Here is a 24,673-nt window from a genome sequence, read left to right as displayed (position 1 = left end):
TTTTGTTTTCTCTTTAAATTCCAAAGGAGAAAAAGACTTGGCTAAAGTAAAGATTTGCCTAAAGATTACATTTACCTTTGCTGCTTCAGAAAGCTTTTCTTCTAGCTTATAAATTTTATCTACAATAAGAGCCCGTTTGTTAATATCTCCTTGAGGAAAGTGCATTTTACCTATTTGCTTATAAAGGGAAGGCATGACTTCAGTAGCTAACAGGTGGCTCCATCTTTTACAGACACTAAATAAGGAAGGAACTGCACAAGCCTCTAAGATAGGGAGCAGCAATTCATTGGATAAGCTTTCAATAGATGCCGAAGAGATAGGATGCATTTTATTTCCTTGGGTAGTAATGAACTTTTATCATTTTTATTTTTGAAGGCAATATAAAAAAATTAAAAAAGCAAGTCAAACGAATTCGTATCCTTATCACCGTGAGGGTCTCGGCTAACTTGTTAAGCAAAGGGCAAGCTACTGTGCCTTGTAGTCGATGGCTAGATATAGAAGGTTTTTGCTCAGCTTTGGGTCGACCAGACATAGCATGCTTTTGAGTTGCTATCATTTAAGATTCTACAATTTGTATATATTTAAGTTTTTTTACAAAATTATTTGATGGACGCTTAGCATCGTTTGGACATGAGAACTCTTGCTGCATGAGCTTAATAAAGGCTTTGGCTTCTTTTTCACTGTCCTTAAGGTAATGCTTAGATAAAGTACGGTATTCTCTTGGATAGGTCGCTTGTCTGAAGAGGACTACCCATCTTTGTTCAACGCCTGCATAGCAAGAGGTAGTCTTAAAAGCTCGATAGCCTTCTATTATCTCTACAGTTTTGTCGCAAGGCGCTTCAAATATGAGTTCTTTGGCCTCTTTGATTTGCATGGGCACACGCGTGGCAAATAAGCTTTATTCTCTTTTAATGGCTTGTAAGGTAGCTGGCATATAGAGAGCACTATCTCCTGCTATATAGTCCAGCATGATTTAAAGTATTTTCGCCCAGAGGTAAGGCTGGAGGGCCTTTTTTTTAAATGCTATCTTTTCTTTACAAGTAAATCTATTATAAAGCTCTTAATTTCTTGCAAAGTTTACTATGAAACCAAACAAGTTAGATAGCTAAGCCAGCAAGGCCGCCTCTTTAAATCTCGCTTTAGCGATGAACTTAATCTAGATCATCCTCTTATCCAGCTATCTAAGCTGATTGAATGGAAGCAGCTGGAAGAAGAGTTTGATAAGCTGTTTGTAGAAAAGATAGGGCAGCCAGCTAAGCCTGTAAGGTTAGTTGTAGGGTTCCTTTTGCCTCGTAACACATGCAGTGAATTTCTGATAAAAATGTGATGTAGCGAGGGGTAGAAAATGCTTACTAGCAATATTTTGTGGGCATGGCTTTTGACACCAGGCTCACCCATCCTACTTCTTTAATTAACACGAGCTATCGGATAAGGAAATAGTTGAAAAAAAAGACCTTCACATGTTTCAAAAGAATTTTGTACTAAAAAAACTTAAAGCTAGAAGGTCAAAATGATTGAAAAAGATAGCCACTTGTTAATCTCCATTAACATTGCATGCTCTTAAGGAAATCCTATTTTTGCCTCTCTTCTCACTTATGATATGCTTGCATTTCTTAAAATAAGACCTTCCTGAAATTACTTCGCTATACAATATAGTCGCTCCTTAAAGCCCTTCAAAGAGCCTATCAAAGACTGCAAAATTTACACAGAAATTCTAAGTCTGTCTGAGGCAAGTTAGAAAATAAAATGTAATAAAATGGCTTACTGTCAGAAGTAGAGCCATAACACTTCAGGCTATGGGTTTAGCAAGAGGTCCTTTCTATAGGGGAGAAATTTTATGAAAGAGGGTGTCTGGCTCTTATAAAGCCTAATAGAGCTTTTATTTCAAGATTTGCGGCCCGATACAACGACTTTTAAGTTATCTAGCAATTCACAAATAAGAGATTGATGGACTTTAGAAATCGAGACGTTTTTTTGATCGAGGATTGCTGTAAGCTTCTTGAGTTGTTGAATAGTATTTTCTCCCCAATTTGGTCCCCTTTTATCTTTGTCTTCTAAAGGAAAAAGTTCTCGAATTTTAATTAAGAGTTCAGCTTTTGTTTCCCCTTGATAAGACTCTACAAAATTTTGCTTTTTTTCTAGAGGGGCTTCTCGGCTCGCCAAAGTATAAACGGCCTGACGAGGCATCGCTTCTATTTGAGGACGCAATTTTTTGGGGAGCTGTTCATAAAATTCATAATACTGTAAGAAATTATAAGGGGTTTGACGGTTGCCGTAGGCTGCTAATAGCCAAGCTGTAAAAGCACCATCCTTATAACGTGTAAGGATGGATTGAGCTTTTTTTATGCGTTCTCCGTGCAAGATTGCAGCTTGGTTGTTGATTGCTTTGACTTCAGAAGTAATAGAAGTTAGAGAGGTAAAGTCTTGCTCTAGGTCTTCCTTGCCTACAGCATATTGGCGCAATAGATTAAGAAGAAATTCTTTTTCTTTTTCATTTAACTCACTGAGGCTAAAAATCCCCGAAAAACTGGTAAGATTTCCACTAGCTGATTGCTTAGCTAGGGCAGACATTTTAGAAGTTTGACTATTTTTCTTGAGGCGCTCCGATATCAAACTGTTAACATGGCTCATGGCTTTTTCTATCCTTAAGGATTTGAAGGTAAATAGAGGTCAAAATTTTTCTTAGTTAAAGTATTAAATTATCATCCAATAATGTTTTTCTAAGTAGCGATCTTCTTTTATGGGCGGGTCAATGTAAAGCGGCTTGACATTATAAGCGTTTGAGAAGTTCTTTAGTTAAGGCAATATAATCTTCAGCTGCCCTGCTATTAGGTACAGTATCAAAGATGGGCTTACCAAATATAGAAGCTTCCGATACACAAATATCTCTGCGTATTTTAGTTTTTAAAAGTTTCTTAGGAAAAGTTTTATCGATGACTTCTAAAAAAGCCTCATTACTTTTTCCGCGTGGATTCCAAAAGGATAAAATCACTCCTAGTAAATTTAAAGGGTGGCGTTGCCCAATGCTTTCCATAAATTGCGAGAGTCTTTCCAATCCCTTAACGCTATAGAATTCTGGGGTTGCACATACTAGCGCGTGCTGAGCGGCAATCAAAGCCGATTCAGTTAACCAACAAAGAGAAGGCGGGGTATCAATAATAGTAAAATCGTAAGGCGCATCTTTGATACAGTCACTTAATCGCTCATGAGAGTAGCGGTCAGAGGCCAGCTGGCCAGTAACTTCCACGCGCTCGAGCCATGTATCTGCAGGAATAAGATCAAGGTTGCCAACACTAGTTTTCTTGATTACTTCTTTTAGAGTTTTATTACCTTGCAAAACTGTAGCCATACTATCATTTTCATCAGGATCAAATCCTAAGCCTGTTGTTAAGTTGGCTTGTGCATCAAAATCTATTAAGAGTACCTTCTTTTTATGAAACTTTGCTAAGGCAGCACCTAAATGTAAAGCACTCGATGTTTTAGCTGTTCCTCCCTTAAAGCTGCTAATAGCTATACACTGCATGATGAGGAAGTCTCCTTCTTAAAAGGTGTTTCCAAGCTTCGGCTCTTTTTTTCTTGCTCTATCTGTAGAATTAACTCATCCAGTTTAATTTGGCCATGCACTACATTGTCACGTGTGCGTAGGTTAATGGTCTTATTATCCTGTTCTTGATCGCCTACAGTCAATATATAATTAATCTGAGCAAGCTGAGCGTTACGGATTTTTTTGCTAACAGATTCGCTTGCGTCATCTACATCTGTATAAAATCCCTTCTTTTTCAGTTTATCGCATATTTCATCAGCATAAGGAGCATGCCTATCAGCTACTGTCAAAATACGTAATTGAAGAGGGCTAATCCATAAAGGAAACTTCCCTGAAAAATGCTCAATCAAAATACCAAAAAATCGCTCCACAGAACCGAAAATGGCCCGATGCAGCATGACAGGTCGTTGTCTGCTTCCATCAGCTGCGGTATATTCCAATTGAAACCTTTCGGGAAGAGCCATGTCCAATTGTATCGTTCCACATTGCCAAGTACGATTGATTGCATCGCGAATATGAAAGTCAATTTTAGGCCCATAAAAAGCCCCATCCCCCGGATTAATTTTATAAGAATATCCTGACTCGTCTAAAGCTTCTTTCAAGCCTTTGGTAGCCATTTCCCATTCTTCATCGCTACCAATCGTATTCTTTTCCGGACGGGTGGAAAGTTCAAGATGATAATGCAATCCAAAAGTAGTATAAAGGCTGTCTGCCATGCGAAGAATAGAAAGGATTTCCTTTTTGATATCACTAGGCTTCATGAAAATATGAGCATCATCCTGGTGGAAACTACGGCAGCGAAATAACCCTGATAAAGAGCCTGAGGGCTCATAGCGATGTACATTACCTATTTCAGCCACACGTAAAGGAAGCTCTCGATAGCTATGCACATGAGATTTATAAAAAAGCATACAGCCAGGACAATTCATGGGTTTAATGGCATAATCATGCTCCTCAATAGAAGAGGAAAACATATTTTGCTTATAGTTAGTCCAATGGCCTGAAAGCTCCCAGAGTTCACGGGCCATCAGTGTAGGAGTTTTAATTTCAATGTAGTTGCCCTCTTCTAAATATTCTCGAATGAATTTTAATAAGGTGTTCCAAATGATCATTCCTTTGTGATGAATAAAAGGCATGCCAGGAGCTTCCTCTTTAAGAGAGAATAGATCAAGATGAGGTCCTAAGACTTTATGATCCCTTTTTTTAGCCTCTTCGATTTGCTGCAAATATTCTTTAAGCATTTTACGATCAGGAAAAGAGATGCCGTAAATACGAGTGAGCATCTCTCGTTGAGGGTCCCCTTTCCAGTAAGCTCCCGAAGTTTTCATTAACTTTATGGCTTTAACTTTTCCTAAATTAAAAAGATGAGGTCCGCGGCAAAGATCAAAAAATTCACCTTGATGGTAGCCGGTAAGTTCCGAATCAAAGCTATTGATTAATTCAGTTTTGTACTGATTATTTTCAAAAGCTTGCAAAGCTTGTTCTTTGGAAGAAAAAATTTCTCGTTTCGTTACATAGTTTTCACCAATGATAGCTTGCATTTCTTTTTCAATTTTTTCAAAATCGCTTTCCGAAATATTTAGATGGGCAAAATCATAATAGAAACCATTCTCGATAGGTGGCCCGATAGTGGGCTTAGCTTCTGGATAGAGACGAAGAACCGCTTGGGCTAGTATATGAGCAGATGTATGCCAGAAAATCTCTTTACCTTTAGGATCTTCAAAGCTAAAAAATTCGACCTCATCTCCCTCGCTTAATTCTTGCGATAGGTCATATTTTTTTCCATTAATACTTACCCCTAGAGCTTGATGAGGGCCCCGAAGATTCATCTTTTCTGCTAAATCTCTAGCTGTGCTTTTTTCAGGAATTTCTATAGATTGCTGGTTATTCAATTTGACGAACATAGTAATTAGCTTATCCTTAAGATGATAATTAATAATAACCTTCCTTAAAACATTTGGCAAGGAAAGAAATTGTCGAAGTTAACAGACAATAGGGAGGCCGTGCAAGTAAAAAAGAGGGAATGAGAGAGCGATAGGCCTGGATGTATGGATGAAGCAAATAAAACTGTTTAATTAATATAATTTATTAGTAAAATTATTGCTAATTCAGTTGGTGAAAATAATTAAAGCTTTTTTGCTATAGGCTGGGGTTATATAGCAACCATGTTAATAGTATGAATTCAATCCGTGTTATTAAATTTGAAAATTTAGTAGGTAGATTATGGTTAAATTTTTTAAGCCTCTAATTGTAGAGTCTGCTTCCCAGGACCCTTATCTTCAAAGTTCTAAATATGAAAAAATTCGCGCTAAAACCGTACGCTATCAAGGGACTACGTATGAAAAAATTACTTATAAAGAGCTTAATGTTCATAGCTTAGGATGGCGCATATGTTATGGCGTCTTGGCAGCTTTAGCTACTTTATCTTTAATTCCTTTAGCTTTAGATTATAAAGGAGTAAAAAAATTATGGTTGCGTGCGTCTACAGGGACTAGAGACAAAGTAATATGGGTCGCTCAAAAAGCTATCAACCCATTATCAGATAATCTTACTAATCTAGGAAAGGCAAAAAATCAAGAAACTAATTTTTTAAAGGATGTAAGGAAAAGGGAATCGGCTTTAATTGAAGGCCGATGGACTGGTAAGTCAACTAAGAAGGAGGCTACAGCAAAGGCTCAAGCTGCGGTAAAGATTAAAGATAGTGGTATTTTAGAGGATGTAAGGAAAAGGGAACAGGCATCTATTGAAGCTAAATTACCTAAGCAGAGTGATAAGCCAATTTCTGCAGGAAATTGGGGCAAGGATTTTATAAGTCGGGTGAGAAGAAATCAAAAGACTCAGCGTGAACTTAAAATGGCGCGAGAAGTGAATACCACCCCCCAAGCGAAAGTAGAAGAAGCAACACTGCCAGCAAAAAGGGGTACAAAAAAATCTCGTAAAAAAAGTTTTTCGGTAAGGTTTAGCCAAGAAAGAAAAAGGGAATATAACAAAGAGGCCCCACCTATAGAGGTAGATCATCAAACATCTATAAAAAGAAATCTTTAATATCTAGTAAAAAATAATTTTTCCTTGATTATTATTAATCTTTTAATTGGAGAAGTAATTTGTCTACTCCCTTTTCCGTTGGTTTTGAATAGATTAAAGGAGAATGGGCTTTAAGAGGAATTTGTTTATCGATTGTTCTTTTACAACTTATTGCCACCTTGTATATGATGCAAAAAAAATAGACATAAGGTTGTAAGGTGGAGTTTGAAAAAATTTTATCTCTTTTATCCCGTTCTCCCCATCCTATAAATGATAGAAATTTTTTTACTGATGTTTTTACCTATGTTTCTCAGCGTCGTAAACGCTTCTTAGCTAAAGATGCCGACAATCTGAAACGTGTGGCTAGTGAGGAATATGATGAACTTTCTAAAAGATTAGATCGATCAAAATTTCAGGAAAGCTGTGCGGTACGTAATGTTTTAAAAACTAGGAGGTTAGCTAATCTATTAATCAATGATAAAGGAGAATTGAATTTTGCTTTACTCACTAAAGTTATTCATCTTATCTCCCAGCATCTTTACTTTCTAGGCCCTGAGCGCCAGCATGACTCAGTACGCCAGGAGCATCTTTTAAAAGCTTTGAAAGTATTAAATGAGAATAAAGATGTGCAAAGGCAGCTGCACGCCATCCAAAAGCCTTACTCCAATAGAATTGCCGAACAGCTGATTATGGCTACCTTACATCTACCTGAAAAAACTACTCTTACTAATGCTCATGCACGTCGGGCAGCTCTTTCTGCTTTTCTTTGTTATCTTAGGCAAAATATAGGTTCTTGTTTTGCTACTGCTCCCTGCCTTATTATCCATGATGAGCAGCCCCTTAGATTTTTGTTAGATATTGATGAGTTGCTAATTACAGGGCGATTAAAAAGGACTTGGGGTGGAGCGGAATATTCTGTGCCTTTAAGCCCTTCCTGGGGCTCAGGAGATCTTAAGAAAATCGTCCCCACCTCCCTAGCAGATTTATCTTTATCTCCAGGCTTAATAGCTGCCTGCGAGGTAATAGGGTTGGTCGATGCAGAAGCAAGCCTAGATGCAAAATGTATTAAGCTAAAAGCGTTAGCCAAAGAGATCATAAAAGTTCAAGACGAAAATTCTATCTTTTATATTTCTGCTGAACAGCTGCTTAAGCTAATTTTGCTAAAATATTATCATATCACCACAAAGGATCTAGAGGATTACCAGCAAAGGACTTCAGGGTCGATGCAAAGTAGCTTGATGTTCCAAATTCCTCAAGCAGGCTCTAGTAAAGGCCAGGCCTGTGCTAATTTTTTACTTCATTATGACAAGGCTAAAGAGGCCTTTAAGGCCCTTGCTGATAATGCTCTTTTAAAAGCTTGGGAGTTTACAGTTGCCAGCTTTGCGGAAAATAAAGCAGGTTTTACTCAATGGAATCTGTATGCTAGCTTAGGCTTAGAACCGCAAGAAAAAGGAGGAATTGGCCAATGTTTATATGCTTTTTTACAAAAAAAGCTTGAAGAGACCCAGGCTAAAATGCAGAATTTGGAGGAAGAACATGCCCAAATTTATGCCCAAGTGAAGTATTTAGAAGGACGTATGCAGCATGCTTCGGAAAAAGAGGCTGCCTGGTTAAAAGCTGAATATCAAAGTAAGCGCAATGAGTTTTATACTTTCGAAGATTTAAAAAACAAAACTCATAGGAAAGCCTCAAGGTATGCAAACTTATTTAACCTAATCATTCAGTATTATACGGAGCTTTTCCCCAAATATTTCCAAGAAGTATATGATGCAGATATGCATGATTTTACTGCTAACCCCTATGATGATAGCCCTGCAGGTTTTCGATTGCTTTATAAGTTTGGGAGAAACAACCCGGCTTCTTGGATGCGTATTTATGAACCTTCTCAATTCATTGATTCTTTAGCTAGCTTTTTTTCAACCACAGAAAGTGAAATAGCTTCCAGTGCGGAATTGGAAGGCATGAAAGATGAGTATGCCGAAATGGTTACCGCTATTATTTCGCATGTGCGAACCCACGAATTTTTGGAGACCTCTTTTTATCGCATGGCAGCTGCTCATCACTCCCGTATAGTTCCCTCTCCTTTAGAACATTTAGATCAGATTGAAAAGAAGCCCTGGTGTTATACCTCGGGGGGCAGCATGGAAACTTTAGTATCTACCTACTTTCGCCGAGACAGCAAACCAGTAAAAATTAGCCGCTGGATAGAAAGTCCTGTAGAATTTTTGGTTTTCTTGACAGATATTATGAAACAATCTCCCCCTTCTATTAGCGAAAGATTTCTTAAAGACCCTACCAAGCTTATGTTAATGCACTCTCCCACCCATGCCTTTGGTTTTAGACCAGGTTTGAGTCCTTTTAAAGAAGCTTGGGCAAATGATGCTTTCACTTATACATGGATAAGGGACAATCTGATTGCCCCTATGTCTAATTTCATTGAACGCATACGCTTAAACAATGAGATGTTAGATTATCTTGTTGACTCTATTTCTCAAGGTTTACCCGCACGTGATAGACATTCTTTTAGAAAAAAATTTATTGGCTTATCCAGTCCTATGAAAACAGTAGAGTTTCGAAATCATTTATTGGGGCAAATCCAACAGGAGCGGGGACTAGGAGCACAAGAAAGAGCAGCGCTTTCGTCCGATGTAATTGATGGAACTTTATACAACTTATTGCCGCTATTTTCTATAGAAGAGTTAGAAGAACGCGTAAAAAATGTTTTTAAGGAACTAAAGGATATTATCTTTATCGATGAAAATAAGTTTCCGCTACAGGCTTGTTTAAGGGCTTTGATTAAAAGTTCCCCCAAGACTAAAGTTGTTACCTCTCAGGCTTTACAAGATGTTTGTAAAGCAATTGTATGCCTTTATCTAGATCGTACCTGCTGTTCTCTAGATTATCATCTTCAAGTGACTCAAGCTGTGCAAAAGCTAGGTTATGCCATGCCTAGCTCAATTTTTTTTGCGGATACCAATTGGGTAAAAGATTATTTTGCCTTTGTGGTCAACCCTGGAAATGGCTCTTTAGAGTTATGGCGGGTAGATGTTTTAGGGTCAACAGGCTACCCGATGAGCCTATGGGAGCATTGGTTAAACGGCTCCCAACACCAGTCTCAATGGGGAGTGTATCCGCGTCCTTATGAATATACTTTCTAGCTTTATCAAGCAATCAGGATGAATCGATTCAAACAAGCTTTAGAACAAACTTAAAGTTTAATTAATTTCTTAGATTTTTTTATCTACCCCCGTTTATTGGCAAGGCTAAAAGTTCTTTTGTATATAGTTCAAAACTATTTCTTCGCTTTAAATAGGCCGCACTTATCTAAAACCATTTTCTAAGATTAAGGCACAAGTTTTTATATATCATTGCATAAGAAGTTGTTGAAAAGAGTATTGTTAGGCTAATGTCCAAGTAACCTTATTTTCTTCATCAGCTTTTGCTTTTTTTTGCAAAGGATGTTTTAAAATGCCGCTTAAATACACTGTGGATATAGAGTTTAAAAAGTAAATTCACCCTTACAAGCTGACCCTTTCTTTAAAAATATAATCTTTATTAAGTATATGTTTGCATAAAGAGCTGCTCAAAAGCATACAACTCTTCCTTTCTAGGTAGAAAATCATCCAAGGTAATAAAAAACTCCACTAGCTATTAAACGATTAAGATTTTCACTGCGGTGATTAACTTCTCTTTTTTTCATTATTATGAAGTTTAGCTTCTAATGTTATTCTCGGCTTTATTTTCATCCTTTAATATTTAACTTAGTGTTCTTCTCGCTGGCTTTTCAAGGGGTTTTTCTGTAAGGACATAATTTTATTAAAAACTATAAACATAATTTAAAATTCCTCGTTTATCGGGAATAAGTATTGACTTTTAGCCGATTAATCTTTAAAAGATATGCATCGAAAAGTACGATTGAAAGCAATTTTAGCTTTTTATGATTAATAGCTTTAGTGTCATACTTACAGGTACTAGAAGCTATTTACTCATAATAAAAAAGCTAATGTTGAACACTTAAACTTGCAATGTAAGTAATAACGGAGAAGTCATGAAACATTATAAACTACTTTTCTCGCTCTTAGCGCTCATGGGTATAACATCTATTATCAGCGCACAAGAGATTGAGAATAATAGATTGAGTCAAGAAGGAAGATTGAACGAAAGAGATTTCAATGCCCTTCAAGAATATATTTCAACTAAAAGAAACGTAGATCTTGCCGAGAAAGCCAACAACTTAAAAGTAAGTGGCGATGTTAGATCTGAATGGCGTCATGTGAATGAGAAAGGCGTTCTTCCTAAAACCGAAGGAGGAAAAAGTGTTTTTTCTCAAGCCCATTATGTAAGCGATGGCGATTATAAAAAACTGCGAGGCGGTAAAGCTACAGATCCTTACACGATTAAAGACAAGGTTACTCCTCGTGGACTACCTTTATCTCGCAATGATTTTAATGTTGAATTCAACGTTTTCTTTAAATATGAATATGACCGTACCTATGCCGTAGCTCATTTGCAATACGATAATGCATGTGGCGTTTCCGACAATGGATGGTTAAATTTTAGTCAAGATCCTGCCGGATACCATGGTAGCGGTGCAGGAAAAGATTTTAGTTTAAAAAGAGCTTATTGGGGATATAACATCTACGAAGGTGGCGGCACTCGCTTCGATATTGAGGTAGGCCGTCGTAAACTTTACGATGTTTTTGAATCTGAAGTGCAGTTTGGTAGCCGTATGGATGGTATCGCCCTTTACTATAGTGGAAGTACTGAAGCTATAGGAGAATGGTATTGGACAGTAGCTGGTTTTGTGGTGGATGAACGAGTTAATCACTTAGCTTATGCTACAGAAATTGGCTTAATGAATATCAAAGATTATGGACTAGATGTTCAATACTCTTTCATTAACTGGAACAAATATGGCCGAAACCGTTTTCTTGTGAGAAATCCTAATGGCTTTAGATTTAAAACATCTCAGCTTACTCTTACTTATCACTTAAATCCTGATTGGTTCTGGGGCAAGCCTACTCAAATCTTCGGTGCTGTGCTTTATAATGGCGAAGGACGTCATAGATCAGGTGCTTATGAAGGTCGTAGGGACGAACTCAACCCAACCCAATTGTATGTTCACCATCATCAGAACCATCATCATCGCTCGGATAACCGTCAAAAATGGGGATGGTACCTTGGTTTCTTAATCGGTCAGGTTGAAAAAGAAGGCGATTGGTCTTTTGAAGCTCAATACCAATGTGTACAAGCTTATGCAATGCCTGATAATGATACTAATGGTATTGGCCGCGGAAATATCCTCGAAGAGAGTATTACCTATCAAGGACGTGGTAACACTAACTATAAAGGATGGAAATTTGAAGGCTTATATGCTTTAACTGACAACTTGTCTCTTGATGTTAAACTAGAATTAACAAGAGCAGCTAAAAAGAGTATTGGTGGAAAACATCATTATTCCAATTTTGTAGCTGAAGCTATTTACTCTTTCTAAATTAAGAGAGATAATCTAGCCTAAATACAAAAGCTAAAATTTGGCGTCTTCGATGCCAAATTTTAGCTTTTTAATTAAATCTTTTCTTTTCTCTCTTATAATTTTGCTCTTCAAAAAATGTTAAAAGTCCAATAAATAGCCCCCTAGACTCTCTACCTCAGCAAAAAAATTATTCCTAAAACATTTGCTAATCAGTGAAGTTTATAGTTTAAGTAAGCACTAAATTCTTGTGGTAGGGATAGAAAAAATAGGATAAAGAAATTTAATTCCTCTCTCTTCTCTATGTAGGCCTAAAAATTATTTGTTAGGCTTATTGAAAGCTCTACTTAATTTTTTGCCGAAATTCTTAAGAAGCCTGTTGACAGATTAAGCAGGCCTTTGACATAACATGCATTTTCATCAAAATTTGGTAATTCACTATGACTATGATTATTAAAAGAACGCTAATAGGAGTAATAGCATTTTTATCATCCCAAGCAGCTGCACAAGCAGCGGATAATTGTGGCAACAATCTTTGTGCAGACACTGAACTTACATCCCACTGTCTAAACAGCCCTGCAAAGAGCTTGGAGAAAGCAGATAATGTCTATTGCTCTGTAAATGACAAAAGGAACTCTTATGAGATGGAAAGAGAGAATGCTTATGAGCAAACGTCTCCTTTATCACCTCATCAATTTTATATAAGCCCAACCTTTTATCATATTCATAGGGAACGCTCGTTCAATACAGGGAGCTCTAAGCAACATAACTTTATCTATGGAGTTCATGCAGGCTATGATAGGATTAAGCGCTGTCGCCTCTATGGGGGCTTAAATGCCTTGTATGCTGGGGGAAAGTTACAAGGGCGCAGCGCAAAAGGCCATAAGCTTAAATCCTGTTATAGAGAGGGAAATGTTGAAGGGCGCGTAGGCTACACTTTTCAGATGAAAAGAGGCTGGATGCCCACATTTGTACCCTATCTGGGGTATGGATACTTGTGCGAAACTAACAAATTTCTTAAGCCCTCCCCTGTAATTCATAAAATGCGCATTTCTTATGATTATTTTACAGTAGGGTTTCTCTCTCTCTTTTATCCCCATCCTTCATGGGCGATAGGAATCAACTTTAAAACACGCTTCCTTTTTACTAGTAAATGTAGGATCAGCGATGACCCTGATCCTCATCAAAGAGACAGCACGATTAGCCTAGAACACAAAATTCAGTATCGTTTTGAATTACCTCTTATTTACAGATTAAATGGCTGGGCAGATAAGCTAGCCTTATCTGTGGTACCCTTTTATGAGTATAGACATTATGGGGGACATCCAGATTTTCCCTTTGATTTTGCAGAAACTAAGATGAACAATTATGGCTTTGATTTTCGCTGCTTGTATATGTTCTAAAAGTTCATCATCTTTCAGAACGATTAAAAGTTTTTTTGCTGATCGTATGCTTGTTTCTTCATCATTTTCCGCAATATTTTTAGCTTTCTGCCCGCTAGCATAAGTGCATAGAGTTAATGGAATAAAAGGCGAGGCTTTAAATAGCACGGAGAGAATGGGAGCAGGAGTACCAAAAAGTTCCTTATAAGCTTATCCTCTATCTTATTTAAGAGCCAGTTTATAAGGTTTAAATTTAATAATACCAACTTAAAAAAAAGGTAAAGATGAAAATTATAATTACATGCATTAGACTTTTCCGCTATTTAACAAAAAGAGGTCAAGGCTCTTTTTTAGCCAAAAAAAGGTTAAATAAAGAAAACTTTTTTCCTTGCTTAAGAAAAACTTTAAGGAAATGCTTTTCAATGAGTTTTTTAGCTTTTTTTGTTTTCTCTTTGTCTTATGTTTCCTATCTATCTGCGCTAGATATGAGAGTGGCAGATCCTTGCGGCAATAGCTTTTTGATTCAGGTAGATGAAAATGCTCCTTTCCTTGAAGTCATAGAAGGAATCCAAGCTCATCTAGTTGAGCTAGATATAGCTCAGAAGACGGCAGGATCATATTTAAATGGCTCAGAAGCCAATCCAGAGCTATCTTTTAATTACACCATAGGAATACCAGAAATATGTGTGAATAAAGGTAAACATAAAGTGACACGTAATTATTCGAGACCTGTTAGTACAGGTGAAAAGAATAACATTCGTTATGTCATTCGTTCTTTAGCCAAATATAATTTAGCTCAACTGGCAAGAGAAAAATCCTCTTTAGAAAGAGCAGGAGATAAAATCAACCATCTACATCCTTTTCGGTTTTTAGAATGTATATTCAATGATGAAGAGCTTAAAGCAGGCCTACATGCTATTCGTAAAAAAGGTGGGTATGTGTGGAGCAATTACTATGATGGAATGAAAAGCAGTTTAAATGAAGAGTTTGATAAAGATAATCTGATCCAATTTACTTGCGATTTTGCCGACAATGTCGGAGTGAATGTAAACGAGATTTTACCTTATGTGCAAGCGCGCCAGTGGAGTAATTTGGTGGATGTACTTATTAATAGCATCCCTCGCCAAGGAAATCCTCAGCGCTACGATATGTGAAACGAAAAAGGTTAGGAAAGAGCTTAAAGATCAATGGACGAAATTTAATAAAGGAAGGATGGATGTCAGAAAATTTTTTCTCGCGGCTTAGTTATAGTTTTGGCAATGAAGATTGGAGATCTGAGCAGGAAGCCTTAAAGATTAAAACAGGAGATCGAGTTCTTAGCATTACGGCAAGTGGGGATCGCCCGTTACATCTTCTTCTGGATGATTGCGAGGAAATTGTCTCCATTGATGCTAATCCTATTCAAAACCATCTTTTAAATTTGAAGTGCGTTGCGATGCAACATCTTTCTTACAAAGAGTACATTGAATTTCTAGGCGCTGTGCCAGCACGTAAGCAACGCCTGCATACTTTTCAAAAGCTGCTTCCGCATTTTGAGGAAAAATCTAGACACTACTGGATAAATAAAAAAAAGATGATAGAGAAAGGCGTACTTTATCAAGGAGAGGTAGAAAAAAAGTGCCAATCAATCGTAGCGCCTCTGCTACGTCTATTAAGAGGTAAAAAAGTAGATAAGTTATTTGAATTCTCTGATCTTAAAGAACAGCAAGAATTTGTGAAAAAAGCATGGGATAAGGTTTACTGGCGTAAGTTGTTTGATTTAAGCTTGAATTCGGCGCTAGCGCGTTTGCTTCTACGTTGTATTGTAAGTGACCCTGGCTTATATAACCACCTTAATGGGGCCACACGTGTTGGTAGCTATCTTTACAAGCGTATGCATAATAGCTTAATGCATAACCTGGCCAAAGAAAGTTTACTATTTTCCTTAATTTTTAAAGGTAAGGTAGCTCCTGAGGCCTTTCCTCCCTATTTAACACAAGAGGGTGTAAGCATTATCAAAAAAAGAACCCATCGCCTTAAAGTAAAAAATATCGATGTGGTAACGTTTTTAGAGTCTAGTCCCGCTAATAGTTTCGATTGTTTTTCCTTGTCCGATGTGGCTTCTTATTTAAGCCCCAAAAATTTTGCAAAGATGATGCAGGAAGTTCTACGGGTAGCTAAGCCTCAGGCTCGTTTTTCAATTCGTCAATTTTTATCTAACCATCAGCTTCCTGAAAATCTAGTAAGTTCCTTTGCAAGGGATGGGGAACTAGAAGATAGGTTGGAGAAAAAAGATCGCTGTTTTGTCTATCGTTACATGGCAGGCACTATAAGTAAATAATTAATACCCCTATGCTTTTAAGCCGATTGCTATGCAATCCTGTTACTTGATAAATTCTTGCATCTAAAGAATTTGCCCAGAAAAAGTTTTAAACTCTGCCGATGAAAAGGAAAGAGCCTGTTTTAGCGCTCAATAAAAAGAGGCTAAACCGTTAGCAGGGCGTGAAGGTAGGAAATGTGTATAAAAAGGAGGCGGAGGGGGAAAGCTAAAAGTAGAGGCTTCCTAACGGGGAGGGACAATTTTAATGAGGATTCCATTATTTTTAAAGGGGCGGAAAAGAGAAAGCTTATATCTGCTAAGGCAAAGCAATTTTAGCTTTTCCTTCAATAGATTTATCCTTAAAAGAGGGTGAACCTCTAAAATGAGAGAAGCTTTTATATTTTTTCACTACCCCTTTGCTCAAAATTTCTTAAGGGCTAGTGATCAAAGTTGTGAATAATACAACTTAAGAAAGATAAGGGAATAATTGGAGCGTAGCGGGGTCGAACCGCTGGCCTCTACAATGCCATTGTAGCGCTCTACCAACTGAGCTAACGCCCCTCAAGCAAAACAAAAATTGTATGATGAAGCTTGTTTTTGAGCAAGAAGAATCCCTCTTCTTTTAAATATTTTTTCATTATGCGGCAAACTCTTATAATGAACGCCGCTTAATAGTTTTTCTACGGTTTGTATGAAGAGACTCCTAAAATATTTTCAGACTGTACTATTACTTTTCTCTAGGTAAGCTTTCCACCATTTGTTAACATACTCAATCGTAGAAAGGGATGCAATGGTGGTTTCTACCACATCTTTCATTGCTTGGACTTTTTGCTCTATTAGCAAGGAATGATTTTCTTGCCTCTCTAACAATCCGTAAATCACTGCTAACCATGCTAACTCCTTATTTAGCAGGGTGGCGATCTTAGCAATCATTTTCCCTTCCTGGGCATGTGCCTTTTGATAATCATCAAAGCATAAAATGGAGATAGCTATAGCAGCTACTGCCGTTTGAATATTACGCATTTTCTTTTCATCTTTTTCATTATCATCGCTGAACTCTAGATCGGTCGTATCTATACATACTTTAGGATGGGCGTAAATGACATATTCATTATTAATAAAAGGTCCCTCAAGGGTAGCAGCAGAAGATGAAGTTTTTACTTGCTTTAAGGGCGTGGAAGCTGCAGGCTCTTGCTTGGAAGAAGAAGAATTAAGAGACGATCTACAAGTGTTTTTTTTGTTTCCCAAGAGAGTATTCCATGAATTTTTAATCTGTTCATTAAAAAAAAGAGATTGCATAAGTGTATTAATTACATGCATCAAAGCAAGAGCCCGGGGATTAACTTTGCGTGCCTCTAGCAGTGAATAAATGGTTACCAGGGTAGAGATCTCCTTGTTGATAGCTAGCTGGAATTGATAGTAAAGAGCTGTTTGTTTGTTTTCTTCAGCCTGTTGAATGAGAATATGAATGATGCACTCTGCTAAAGAGGCTACAGATTTAATGATTTTACCCATTTTTCTATTGTCATCTTGAGAGTCATGAGTTAGCAATAAACTGAGGGGTTTGATTTCTTTATGGGTGTAGGTGATAGTATGTTTATTAGTAGAAGGATACAAAAGCTTTTCTTTGTAAAAATCTTTAGAAAATATTTGGCTTTGATAAGCATTTTGAGAGGTACTGGCTACTGAGGACATCACGGTTTCTCCTTGTTAATTCCTATAAAGATACAAAATTTATCTTAATTGAATGAGGTGAGAAGAAAAGAGAGGGTAGAGAAGATAAAAAAAGTAATGTTAATCTAAAACTTCTTTTACCCATTTATTTTATAGAAAGCAATATCAATTTGGCGATAAGCCTGCCCAAAAGCTCAAAAAATACTTAAACTTTATTAATTTTTAGAGGTTTAAATTTCATCTAAGCTTGGATCTCGTTCAAATGCTTTTTGCCACCTTTCCATCATTGTTAATCCCTTATCTAATTCTCTATTAGAGTCTTTAGAATCTCTTTTTGCTTGACGGGGCCCTTCTTTTTTTTTGATGGAGTGGGCATTAACCATCGATTGAAAAGAGATTTCAAACTGCTGCAGATAAAACTCGAAGCACCCTTCTACTGAAGTAAGAGGCTTAGATAAAAGAGTTTTTTTTGGGGAGAAGCTCTGGATGGATTTTTGCTTAACCTCTAGGGGGGGAGCCTGCTGTTTAGAGTATTTAAGTCTTTTTTGATAGCGAGCATTCAGCCATACTAAGAAATCTTCAACAGTTTCTGTCCTAGCATTTCGCCTTCGGGCAAGCCAAGCTAACTTTTTATCAGAAGTAATAATGGTTTCTTGACGAGGATTTTTACTATGTTTTAATTCCTGCAAAATACGTTCATCTGCTGTTTCTCCGGTGCTTGTAAAAATAATTTCTAGTTGTTGCAGATGTGTACGGGAACTTTCCCCTGCTTGATGATGAGCATCAAAAATGATGGTGGCCTGGAGGCCAAGCAGATGAATTTTTTTATTTAAGTCTTGGATAATAGCTTCTCTTTGGGCTTGCAGCTCATTGTCAGCTTTTAACACGCGAAACATTAAATTATAGCCATCAATGAAATAATGCATACTCCTTATCAGCAATCTCTGAGCATTTCAAGAGAAGGGATTAATTTTTCAATGGCCTTACGGCGATGAGAAATCCTATTTTTGGTCTGTTCATCAAGCTCAGCAAAAGTTTTGTCATAATCATGTTTAATAAAAAGAGGATCATAACCAAAGCCATGACGTCCACGCTCTTGATTGATAATGAGCCCTTCACAGGTGGCATGCACACTTTTTTTTATCCCCTCGGCAGAAGCTAAGGAAAGCCAGCATTCAAAGTAACCTGTTCGTTCAATATCTTCTAATCCGTGCATTTCGGCTAAAAGTTTTTGGCGATTTTCGCCATCGGTGGCCTCTAAGCCTGAATAGCGGGCCGAATAGATTCCTGGTGCCCCTTTTAAAGCAGGTATCACTAGCCCCGAGTCATCTGCTAATACCCACTTACCTAGTTTTTTAGCAGCATGCAAGGCTTTTCTTTCAACATTTTCTTTAAAAGATAATCCTTCTTCCGGAAGGGCTTCATAGTCTGGAAAATTAAGAAGGGATAAAATATCTAAGTGCGCCACTTCCTTAAAGGATTTTAACATGTCTCGCAATTCACGAATTTTATGGACATTCTGAGTGGCGAGAATAAGCTCCATTTAATCTCCTAAAAAACTACTAATTTTTGCGATAGAATAATTTTCGTCTCTAAATTTAAAAGCCTCACCTTCCTTGCAGCCTAGCATAGCTTGGGCATATTTTGACTGAAAAGAAAGAATATGCTCTTCAGGATTGGCGTCCCATGGGCCTAAAATTTTATAAACTGTTTGATTTCCGGCACTATCGACGACTTCAACTACGCTTCCTATACCCACTTCGCTTTGAAGGATATCGTCTTTAGTAATGATGCGAGCAAGCTTAAGCTGGTCTGATAGAACTTTAAGCTCACCTTGCAAACGTGCTCTTCTTTCAACGGCAAATTTATACTCAGAGTTTTCTCTTAAATCTCCTAAAGCTCTAGCTGCTTCTACTTCACGGGCATTTTCTACCATCTCTACGGTACCAATTTGTCTGATTCTTTCCTGGGTACGCATGTACCCCTCTTCTGTAGTCCAAATGATATTATCCTCCCCATGTTTTTTCTTATGTTTAGCTTCTGCTAGGGTAGGATGCACCACTTCAGCTAACGAACGTAAAATTTTGTTATCATGGTCGGTAAAAGTTTGACATTTTGACACTAAAAGAAGGAATTCTTTGATGAACTCAAGGGAAGTGCCCTCCAGAATAAAGCGAACTAAGGCATATCGCTTATTAATTATCATATTATAAATTTTCTTAACTAAATCGCGATATTCTACTTTACTCTCTAGATGGCTTAAAAGAACAAGGAAGGCTTCGAAAAATTGATTCAAGCCTTCTTTATCATGGAAGGGAAGCGTGGTATCTTCCTTATTAGCTAGCTTTTGGAAATACCATACAAATGTTTCAGGCGACTCAAAGGGATGATTAAGCATGTGGGAAATTTTTTCTTTTAGTAACCCTTTGTTTTCACTTTGATTGAGCTCTTTGAGAATATAATCCCTGATAGGGCTTTGCTGATTGGAAAATAATACTTGTAAGAATATTTCTGGCCAATCCGGGCGAAAATCTTTAACAAGGCCTAACACACGTTTTCTTAAGGCTTGAATTTCAATGCTATTGATAACTTGGGGTACATCTTTGAAAATTTTAATTAAGCTTTCTGCTGTTTTTCCCTCTACTTGATGGGCAAACATGCTTTCTAGAAATACATAAATCTGTAATTCTTGTTCGGGAGTTATCGTGGGATCAGATAAAAGATTTAATAGCTTATCCTTTAATGTGTTTTTAGTTTCTTGATTCTTACGCGCATTGGGCAGGTCACGGACAAAATTATAAGAAGACTGTATAAATTCATTAATGCTGCTAATATTTTGCAACGCTTTGGCCATTCTTTCATCAGCAGTAAGCTCGGCTTTTCTTAGACGGAACGGTTCTTTAAGTTGAGAGGGACTTTCTATCAGGGGGTCTTTTTTTATTTTATTACGGGTTGCCTGCCACCATTTGGCCCATTCATTTTCAGGAATCACCAATTCGCAAAGCTCTTCTTTTATTTCTGCCGCATTTTTGGGTCCCAAATCCCGGAGCAGAAGTTTGATTACCTCTACCGCATTTTCTTTGGCCTCTTGTTCAAGTTTATCTGGATTAGAAAAACGGCGGGCAAGAAATTTATTATCCTCTAAAGGAATCAAGGTTTTGAAAGCATTAGCATAGGTAAGATATTTACGACCCGTCACATTTTCAAACTCTATCGTTACCTGTTCTCTAAGAGCCGAAATGTCTACAATTTCTCCTGTCCCCCATCCACCTGTATGGAATACAAACTTACCCTTAGCCATATGAGCAATTAAATCATAATTGGAAAGAGCTGATTGGAAATTTTCCTTAGTACGCAGCCCCACTAATTTTAATCTTTCATTTAGCAAAGGATCGTTTTGATAGCGCTGATTGATTTGCTCTAGAGCAATCTCTGCTAGGCGGGGCGTATGAGTTGTTTGCAAATCGATAAGAAGCTTGATAATCTGATATTTTCCTACAGGTTCCTCAATTTTTTCCCAGAGAGGTAGGGCTGTTTCAACGACTTTTCCGAAAGGAGCGGCAAAATCTGAGGTTTTGATTAATTTTAACAAATAATCTAACTCCTCTACCTCTACAATATCGCAGGTGCAATATTCTTCCCAAAGTTGTAAGAACTTGGCAAAGTTTCGATGATTAATCAGTGCCTGAAATTCCTCCAGATAACCCATGGTAGATAGCCCCTTATTAGTTAAAAGTGTTAAAAAATTTATTTTTTAAAGATTGTATTAAAGCAGTATAGCTTCTAAAAGGTATAGTGTAAAGGGAGATTTCCCAAATAGCTTGGATTGAAATTTTGCAAGCTTTAAAGAAGAGAATAAGCAAACTTTCATCTATCTTAACCCTCTTATTTTCAATAATTTGATTTTATCTTTTTATAATCGAGCCCTCAATTATTTATAGTCTTGTTTACGTCTAAAAAATTTTTTGATATTAAGAAAATATACCTTCTTTTTATCTCTTTTATTAGGAAAGCGTCTCTATGAATGACAAAAAAGCTAAAAATATTTTTGAAGCAGTTAAAAATTCTGCCACAAGCTTGGTATCAAAAAGCCATGAATCTGGGCCTGAAAAAAAAGAGGTAATCCCTGCTGAAGAAGTGAATTTTCTTAAAACAGATGAAATTTTACAGCTGCATGGTGACGCTGAAATTAATGAAATGCTAAATAAAATGTATAGAATGCAGGAAGATATTCAATCTAAAATGCATGAAATGTATGGAAATGCAGGACTTTCAACCCATCAAGTTAGGAATTATCTAGATAATCCTAGTAATTTCTCCCCAGAAATGTGGCAAAAAATTCAGGCGCAAAGAGATCAACTCGAGAAAAAGGTGAATGACGTTTTAAAAATTTATGCTAAAAAAGCTAAAACTTTTCAAACAGGGCATATGCTAAAAGCGAGCGAAATAGCCAAAGAGAGAAAAGCAAAAACCCTAGCAGCGCGTAAGAATTGGATTCCTATGTAAGGTTTTAGTCCTCTTATCTCCCATCTTTTCCTTAAAATTGTTGGGAGATCGCTGGGATCACTTAAGCAAGTTTATTGCTGGCATACCTTCCTGCTTGATAGCTAAAGATAGAGCTTAGCTAAAAAGAATGAGGAAAGCTAGCGAACATAAAATAATTCTTATTTAAATTAAAAATTACTAAAAGCCTTAAGCATTCTTTTGCTGTCGCCAGGCTTTCTTCTTGCAGGAGCTAGAAGGTTTTTGCCGACCTTAAGGGCTTTTAAAATAGCTACAATCTATCTGCAAAGCTATGAATAAAGCTGTTGATATAACAGTAGCTCTTGAGCAGAAAGTTCTTAGCGTACAAGCATTTTATGCAAATCGTGGATCAACCGTAAATAGTTACTCGTGGCTGGTAAGTTTATGGAATTATTTTCAAGCTATTGATCGGCTAGAAGGGGATAGGAAAGGCAAGGTACAGGCGTTTATTGTCCGAACTACTATAAAACCCTCCATTAGAGAGGCTAGCTTGATAAGCTTATGGAAAAAGTAGCTAAGGGCTTAGCATCGTGTAGCCTTTAAGAAGGCTCCCAATTATGAGATAGAGTAAATTTTTTTAATAGCTAGGCTGGGTGGAAAGAGGAAATTTATAAAAGACTTTTAATCTAGCTTTTTATCGCTTAAGAAAAATCGAAGGAGGGGTAATGAGCAAATGAATTATTTGGACGTTCCTCTCTTACAAACAGGACAGAGGGTAGAAAAGCTAAGCAGCGAAACTGCCAAGGTTAAGCCTACTGGGAACCATTAGTCTAAGAATTTATTATAGTTATCAATTTATTTCAGAAAATTTGAGGGACAATCTAGCAAAGCAGGGCTTATGGTCAAAAAAGTTGATTTAATAACACCTTATGGCAGCCAATATAGGGTGCTTCATCATTTTACAAAAAAGCTGTATGAGGCCTGGATAAGAGCTGGCTATGAAGCTAGGTTTTTTGAAGATGCTACAGAAGCTTTAAAAATCATGCTTTTAGATCCGCCCGACTTAGTCATAGGATTTAATGGAGTACCCCGTCATGATCAAATCCCTTATAGTGATATCCTCAAAAAGCCTTATCTTAGTTTAATTGTAGATCCTTTTTATCATTTTTTAAGCGAAATTTCTTCTCCCTATGTAATTATAGGATGTGATGATTATTCTAGTGTGACCGCCTTTAAAAATACCAATTTTCATCAGACGCTCTTTGTGCCTCATGCCGTAGAAGCAGATCTAGCCACCGATCCGGCGGTTGAAAAAATCTTTGAGGTAACAATGCTTGCCACTTTCATCGATTATGAAGCCCGACGAGAGCAATGGCCCCTTAAATACCCTTTACAGGTCTGCGAAGCTATGCATGAAGCGGTAGAGCAAACTTTTCTGGATCCCCAGCTAGCTTTTATTGAAGCCACATTGGGAAAGGTTCAGTGGGCGTACTCCAAACATCCTGAGTTACGTACTGCGGAGGTAGATATCATCAGCCTGTTAAAAGATGTGGAACTATATATTAAAGGAAAAGAGCGAATAGATATCCTTAAAGCTATTCAGACAGTGCCTGTGCATGTATTCGGCCATAGTGTTGACAAAGTAAATTGGAAAAGTTACTTTAAAAACCAAAGCAATATCATTACTCATGATTCTGTTACCTATGAAAAAAGTATCGAAATTATGAAACAAAGTAAAATCGTACTCAATAGCAGTATCAAAAATAAATTTGGAGCTCATGAGCGTATTTTTACTGCTCTGGCGGCAGGAGCTCTTGTCGTTACCAATGAAAATAATTATTTAAAAACTTTCTTTTCCCATGATGTAGATATCGCCTTTTATCAATACCATCGTCTGCTCAACCTTAATCAAATGATCGTAGGCTATTTAGCTGATGAAAGTCACCGCCAGCAGGTGGTAGAAAACGGTAGAGAAATTGTAATGAATTACCATACCTGGGATGCCCGCATTCGGGAGTTTGAAAAAGATCTTTTCCCAAGGGTCGAAGAATGTATGTTAAAAATCTGATAGGATTTGAAAATTTGCTATTGTCAAGAAAAAGCAATAGGGAATTTCCTTTTAACTTTAACACAAAGGAGGAGTACATGGCTTCTAAATTACAGTCTTTTTCTGAATCGGCTGACTTGCCAGTAGATTATGAAGGAACGCTTACCTCGAGTTTAAATATACCGTTAGATGAAGTTGTCTTAAGACATTTTGGCTCCGACTCTATCATTTGTATGACTCTATTAAGTGGTAGAACGATTGAACTGCCTTTGCATTTAAATCTTAAAGAGAGCGGTCAAGCAATACTTGCTATCCCTGAAAAATACTATAAGCAATCTGAACATTGTAGGGAGCTTGATCATTTGCTATCTCATTTATTTAACAATCAGCGTAGCCTCTTGGTGGAAATAGATGCTCAAGCCCAACAACTAATTATTACCCCCTTGCAATCTAAAAAAAACAAATTTAAATTTACCTTTTATTGTTGAAAAATTAGAGAAATCGTTAGGGTTGCAAAGCTATTTTTTAGCTTAAGTTAAATGGAAAAAAAGGAAGGCTTAAAACTTTGATTTTTTATTTAGCGCTCATAAGTGATTTAACTTTTTAAGCTACCCTATAGATCGACTAGGAAGCTTACTTATTACATACAAGGCCTCTTCCTTTTATTAAAAAAGAGGCCTTGTATGTAATAGCAAAAGGAGAGAAGGGTGGCTTTTTAAGCCATTGCTTATTAAAGAGTAAACAGCTTAAGTTGCAAATAAAAGTG

Annotated in this window: 19 protein-coding genes and 1 tRNA gene; 10 read left to right on the top strand and 10 right to left on the bottom strand. The window is 37.1% G+C overall.

Translation table 11 applies throughout. The features are described from left to right. The 5 genes from DB42_RS01970 to thrS all read right to left on the bottom strand — a co-directional run. Positions 1-327, bottom strand: a 327-nt coding sequence (locus tag DB42_RS01970; RefSeq protein ID WP_044881502.1) for a hypothetical protein, incomplete at its 3' end; no start/stop codon positions are given. 229 nt (positions 328-556) lie between these two features. Beyond that, on the bottom strand, positions 557-874 hold the full coding sequence (locus DB42_RS01960; RefSeq protein ID WP_044881500.1) for a hypothetical protein: 318 nt from the start codon (positions 872-874) through the stop codon (positions 557-559). Positions 875-1,884: 1,010 nt separating this feature from the next. After that, positions 1,885-2,631 carry a CT583 family protein gene (locus DB42_RS01950; RefSeq protein ID WP_044881498.1) on the bottom strand — a complete coding sequence of 249 codons (747 nt, stop codon included), beginning with the start codon at positions 2,629-2,631 and terminating at the stop codon, positions 1,885-1,887. Positions 2,632-2,770: 139 nt separating this feature from the next. Beyond that, positions 2,771-3,523, bottom strand: a complete 753-nt coding sequence (locus tag DB42_RS01945; RefSeq protein ID WP_042240335.1) for a ParA family protein — start codon at positions 3,521-3,523, stop codon at positions 2,771-2,773. Then, positions 3,511-5,448, bottom strand: coding sequence for a threonine--tRNA ligase (thrS, locus tag DB42_RS01940; RefSeq protein WP_044881497.1), 1,938 nt, complete (start codon positions 5,446-5,448; stop codon positions 3,511-3,513). Before thrS ends, DB42_RS01945 begins: the two co-directional genes overlap by 13 nt. 319 nt (positions 5,449-5,767) lie before the next feature. Here thrS and DB42_RS01935 point away from each other — a divergent pair, with 319 nt between their 5' ends. The 6 genes from DB42_RS01935 (at position 5,768) to DB42_RS01910 (ending at position 15,743) form a co-directional block, all read left to right on the top strand. Then, complete coding sequence (locus DB42_RS01935; protein WP_044881496.1) at positions 5,768-6,589, top strand: hypothetical protein; 822 nt, start codon at positions 5,768-5,770, stop codon at positions 6,587-6,589. Positions 6,590-6,786: 197 nt separating this feature from the next. Continuing rightward, on the top strand, positions 6,787-9,726 hold the full coding sequence (locus DB42_RS01930) for a hypothetical protein (protein WP_044881495.1): 2,940 nt from the start codon (positions 6,787-6,789) through the stop codon (positions 9,724-9,726). 890 nt (positions 9,727-10,616) lie between these two features. Next, positions 10,617-12,062, top strand: a complete 1,446-nt coding sequence (locus DB42_RS01925; protein ID WP_044881494.1) for a hypothetical protein — start codon at positions 10,617-10,619, stop codon at positions 12,060-12,062. Positions 12,063-12,481: 419 nt separating this feature from the next. Continuing rightward, complete coding sequence (locus tag DB42_RS01920; protein ID WP_052435909.1) at positions 12,482-13,444, top strand: hypothetical protein; 963 nt, start codon at positions 12,482-12,484, stop codon at positions 13,442-13,444. Between the two features lie 401 nt (positions 13,445-13,845). Continuing rightward, positions 13,846-14,577, top strand: coding sequence for a hypothetical protein (locus DB42_RS01915; RefSeq protein ID WP_155117379.1), 732 nt, complete (start codon positions 13,846-13,848; stop codon positions 14,575-14,577). A gap of 62 nt (positions 14,578-14,639) precedes the next feature. Continuing rightward, entirely contained in the window at positions 14,640-15,743 is a 1,104-nt protein-coding gene (locus DB42_RS01910; RefSeq protein ID WP_052435908.1) for a DUF3419 family protein, read from the top strand. A 467-nt stretch (positions 15,744-16,210) separates the two neighbouring features. Here the strand turns inward: DB42_RS01910 and DB42_RS01905 are convergent. The 5 genes from DB42_RS01905 to DB42_RS01885 form a co-directional block, all read right to left on the bottom strand. Beyond that, positions 16,211-16,283: transfer RNA gene (locus tag DB42_RS01905), tRNA-Ala, on the bottom strand. Positions 16,284-16,436: 153 nt separating this feature from the next. Next, positions 16,437-17,417 (bottom strand): hypothetical protein, encoded by a 981-nt coding sequence (locus DB42_RS01900; protein ID WP_044881492.1) that lies wholly within the window; start codon positions 17,415-17,417, stop codon positions 16,437-16,439. Between the two features lie 209 nt (positions 17,418-17,626). Then, positions 17,627-18,322, bottom strand: coding sequence for an NYN domain-containing protein (locus tag DB42_RS01895; protein ID WP_044881491.1), 696 nt, complete (start codon positions 18,320-18,322; stop codon positions 17,627-17,629). A gap of 8 nt (positions 18,323-18,330) precedes the next feature. After that, entirely contained in the window at positions 18,331-18,939 is a 609-nt protein-coding gene (gene rdgB, locus DB42_RS01890; protein WP_039386561.1) for an RdgB/HAM1 family non-canonical purine NTP pyrophosphatase, read from the bottom strand. Continuing rightward, the gene (locus DB42_RS01885) at positions 18,940-21,105 is read right to left on the bottom strand and encodes a GreA/GreB family elongation factor (protein WP_044881490.1); all 2,166 of its coding nucleotides are present in this window, start codon (positions 21,103-21,105) and stop codon (positions 18,940-18,942) included. A 311-nt stretch (positions 21,106-21,416) separates the two neighbouring features. Between DB42_RS01885 and DB42_RS01880 the strand changes: the two genes are divergently transcribed. From DB42_RS01880 to DB42_RS01865, 4 genes are all read left to right on the top strand, one after another. Next, positions 21,417-21,902 carry a hypothetical protein gene (locus DB42_RS01880; RefSeq protein ID WP_044881489.1) on the top strand — a complete coding sequence of 162 codons (486 nt, stop codon included), beginning with the start codon at positions 21,417-21,419 and terminating at the stop codon, positions 21,900-21,902. Between the two features lie 289 nt (positions 21,903-22,191). Beyond that, positions 22,192-22,434 (top strand): hypothetical protein, encoded by a 243-nt coding sequence (locus DB42_RS01875; RefSeq protein WP_044881488.1) that lies wholly within the window; start codon positions 22,192-22,194, stop codon positions 22,432-22,434. Positions 22,435-22,758: 324 nt separating this feature from the next. Further along, positions 22,759-23,928 carry a glycosyltransferase gene (locus DB42_RS01870; protein WP_044881487.1) on the top strand — a complete coding sequence of 390 codons (1,170 nt, stop codon included), beginning with the start codon at positions 22,759-22,761 and terminating at the stop codon, positions 23,926-23,928. 77 nt (positions 23,929-24,005) lie between these two features. After that, a complete protein-coding gene (locus DB42_RS01865; RefSeq protein ID WP_155117378.1) occupies positions 24,006-24,395 on the top strand; it encodes a hypothetical protein in 390 nt (129 codons plus the stop codon). The last annotated feature ends 278 nt before the right edge of the window (positions 24,396-24,673 follow it).

It is taken from the genome of Neochlamydia sp. EPS4, assembly GCF_000813665.1.
Taxonomy (GTDB): domain Bacteria; phylum Chlamydiota; class Chlamydiia; order Chlamydiales; family Parachlamydiaceae; genus Neochlamydia.
This window is presented reverse-complemented; position numbering and strand designations above follow the sequence as displayed.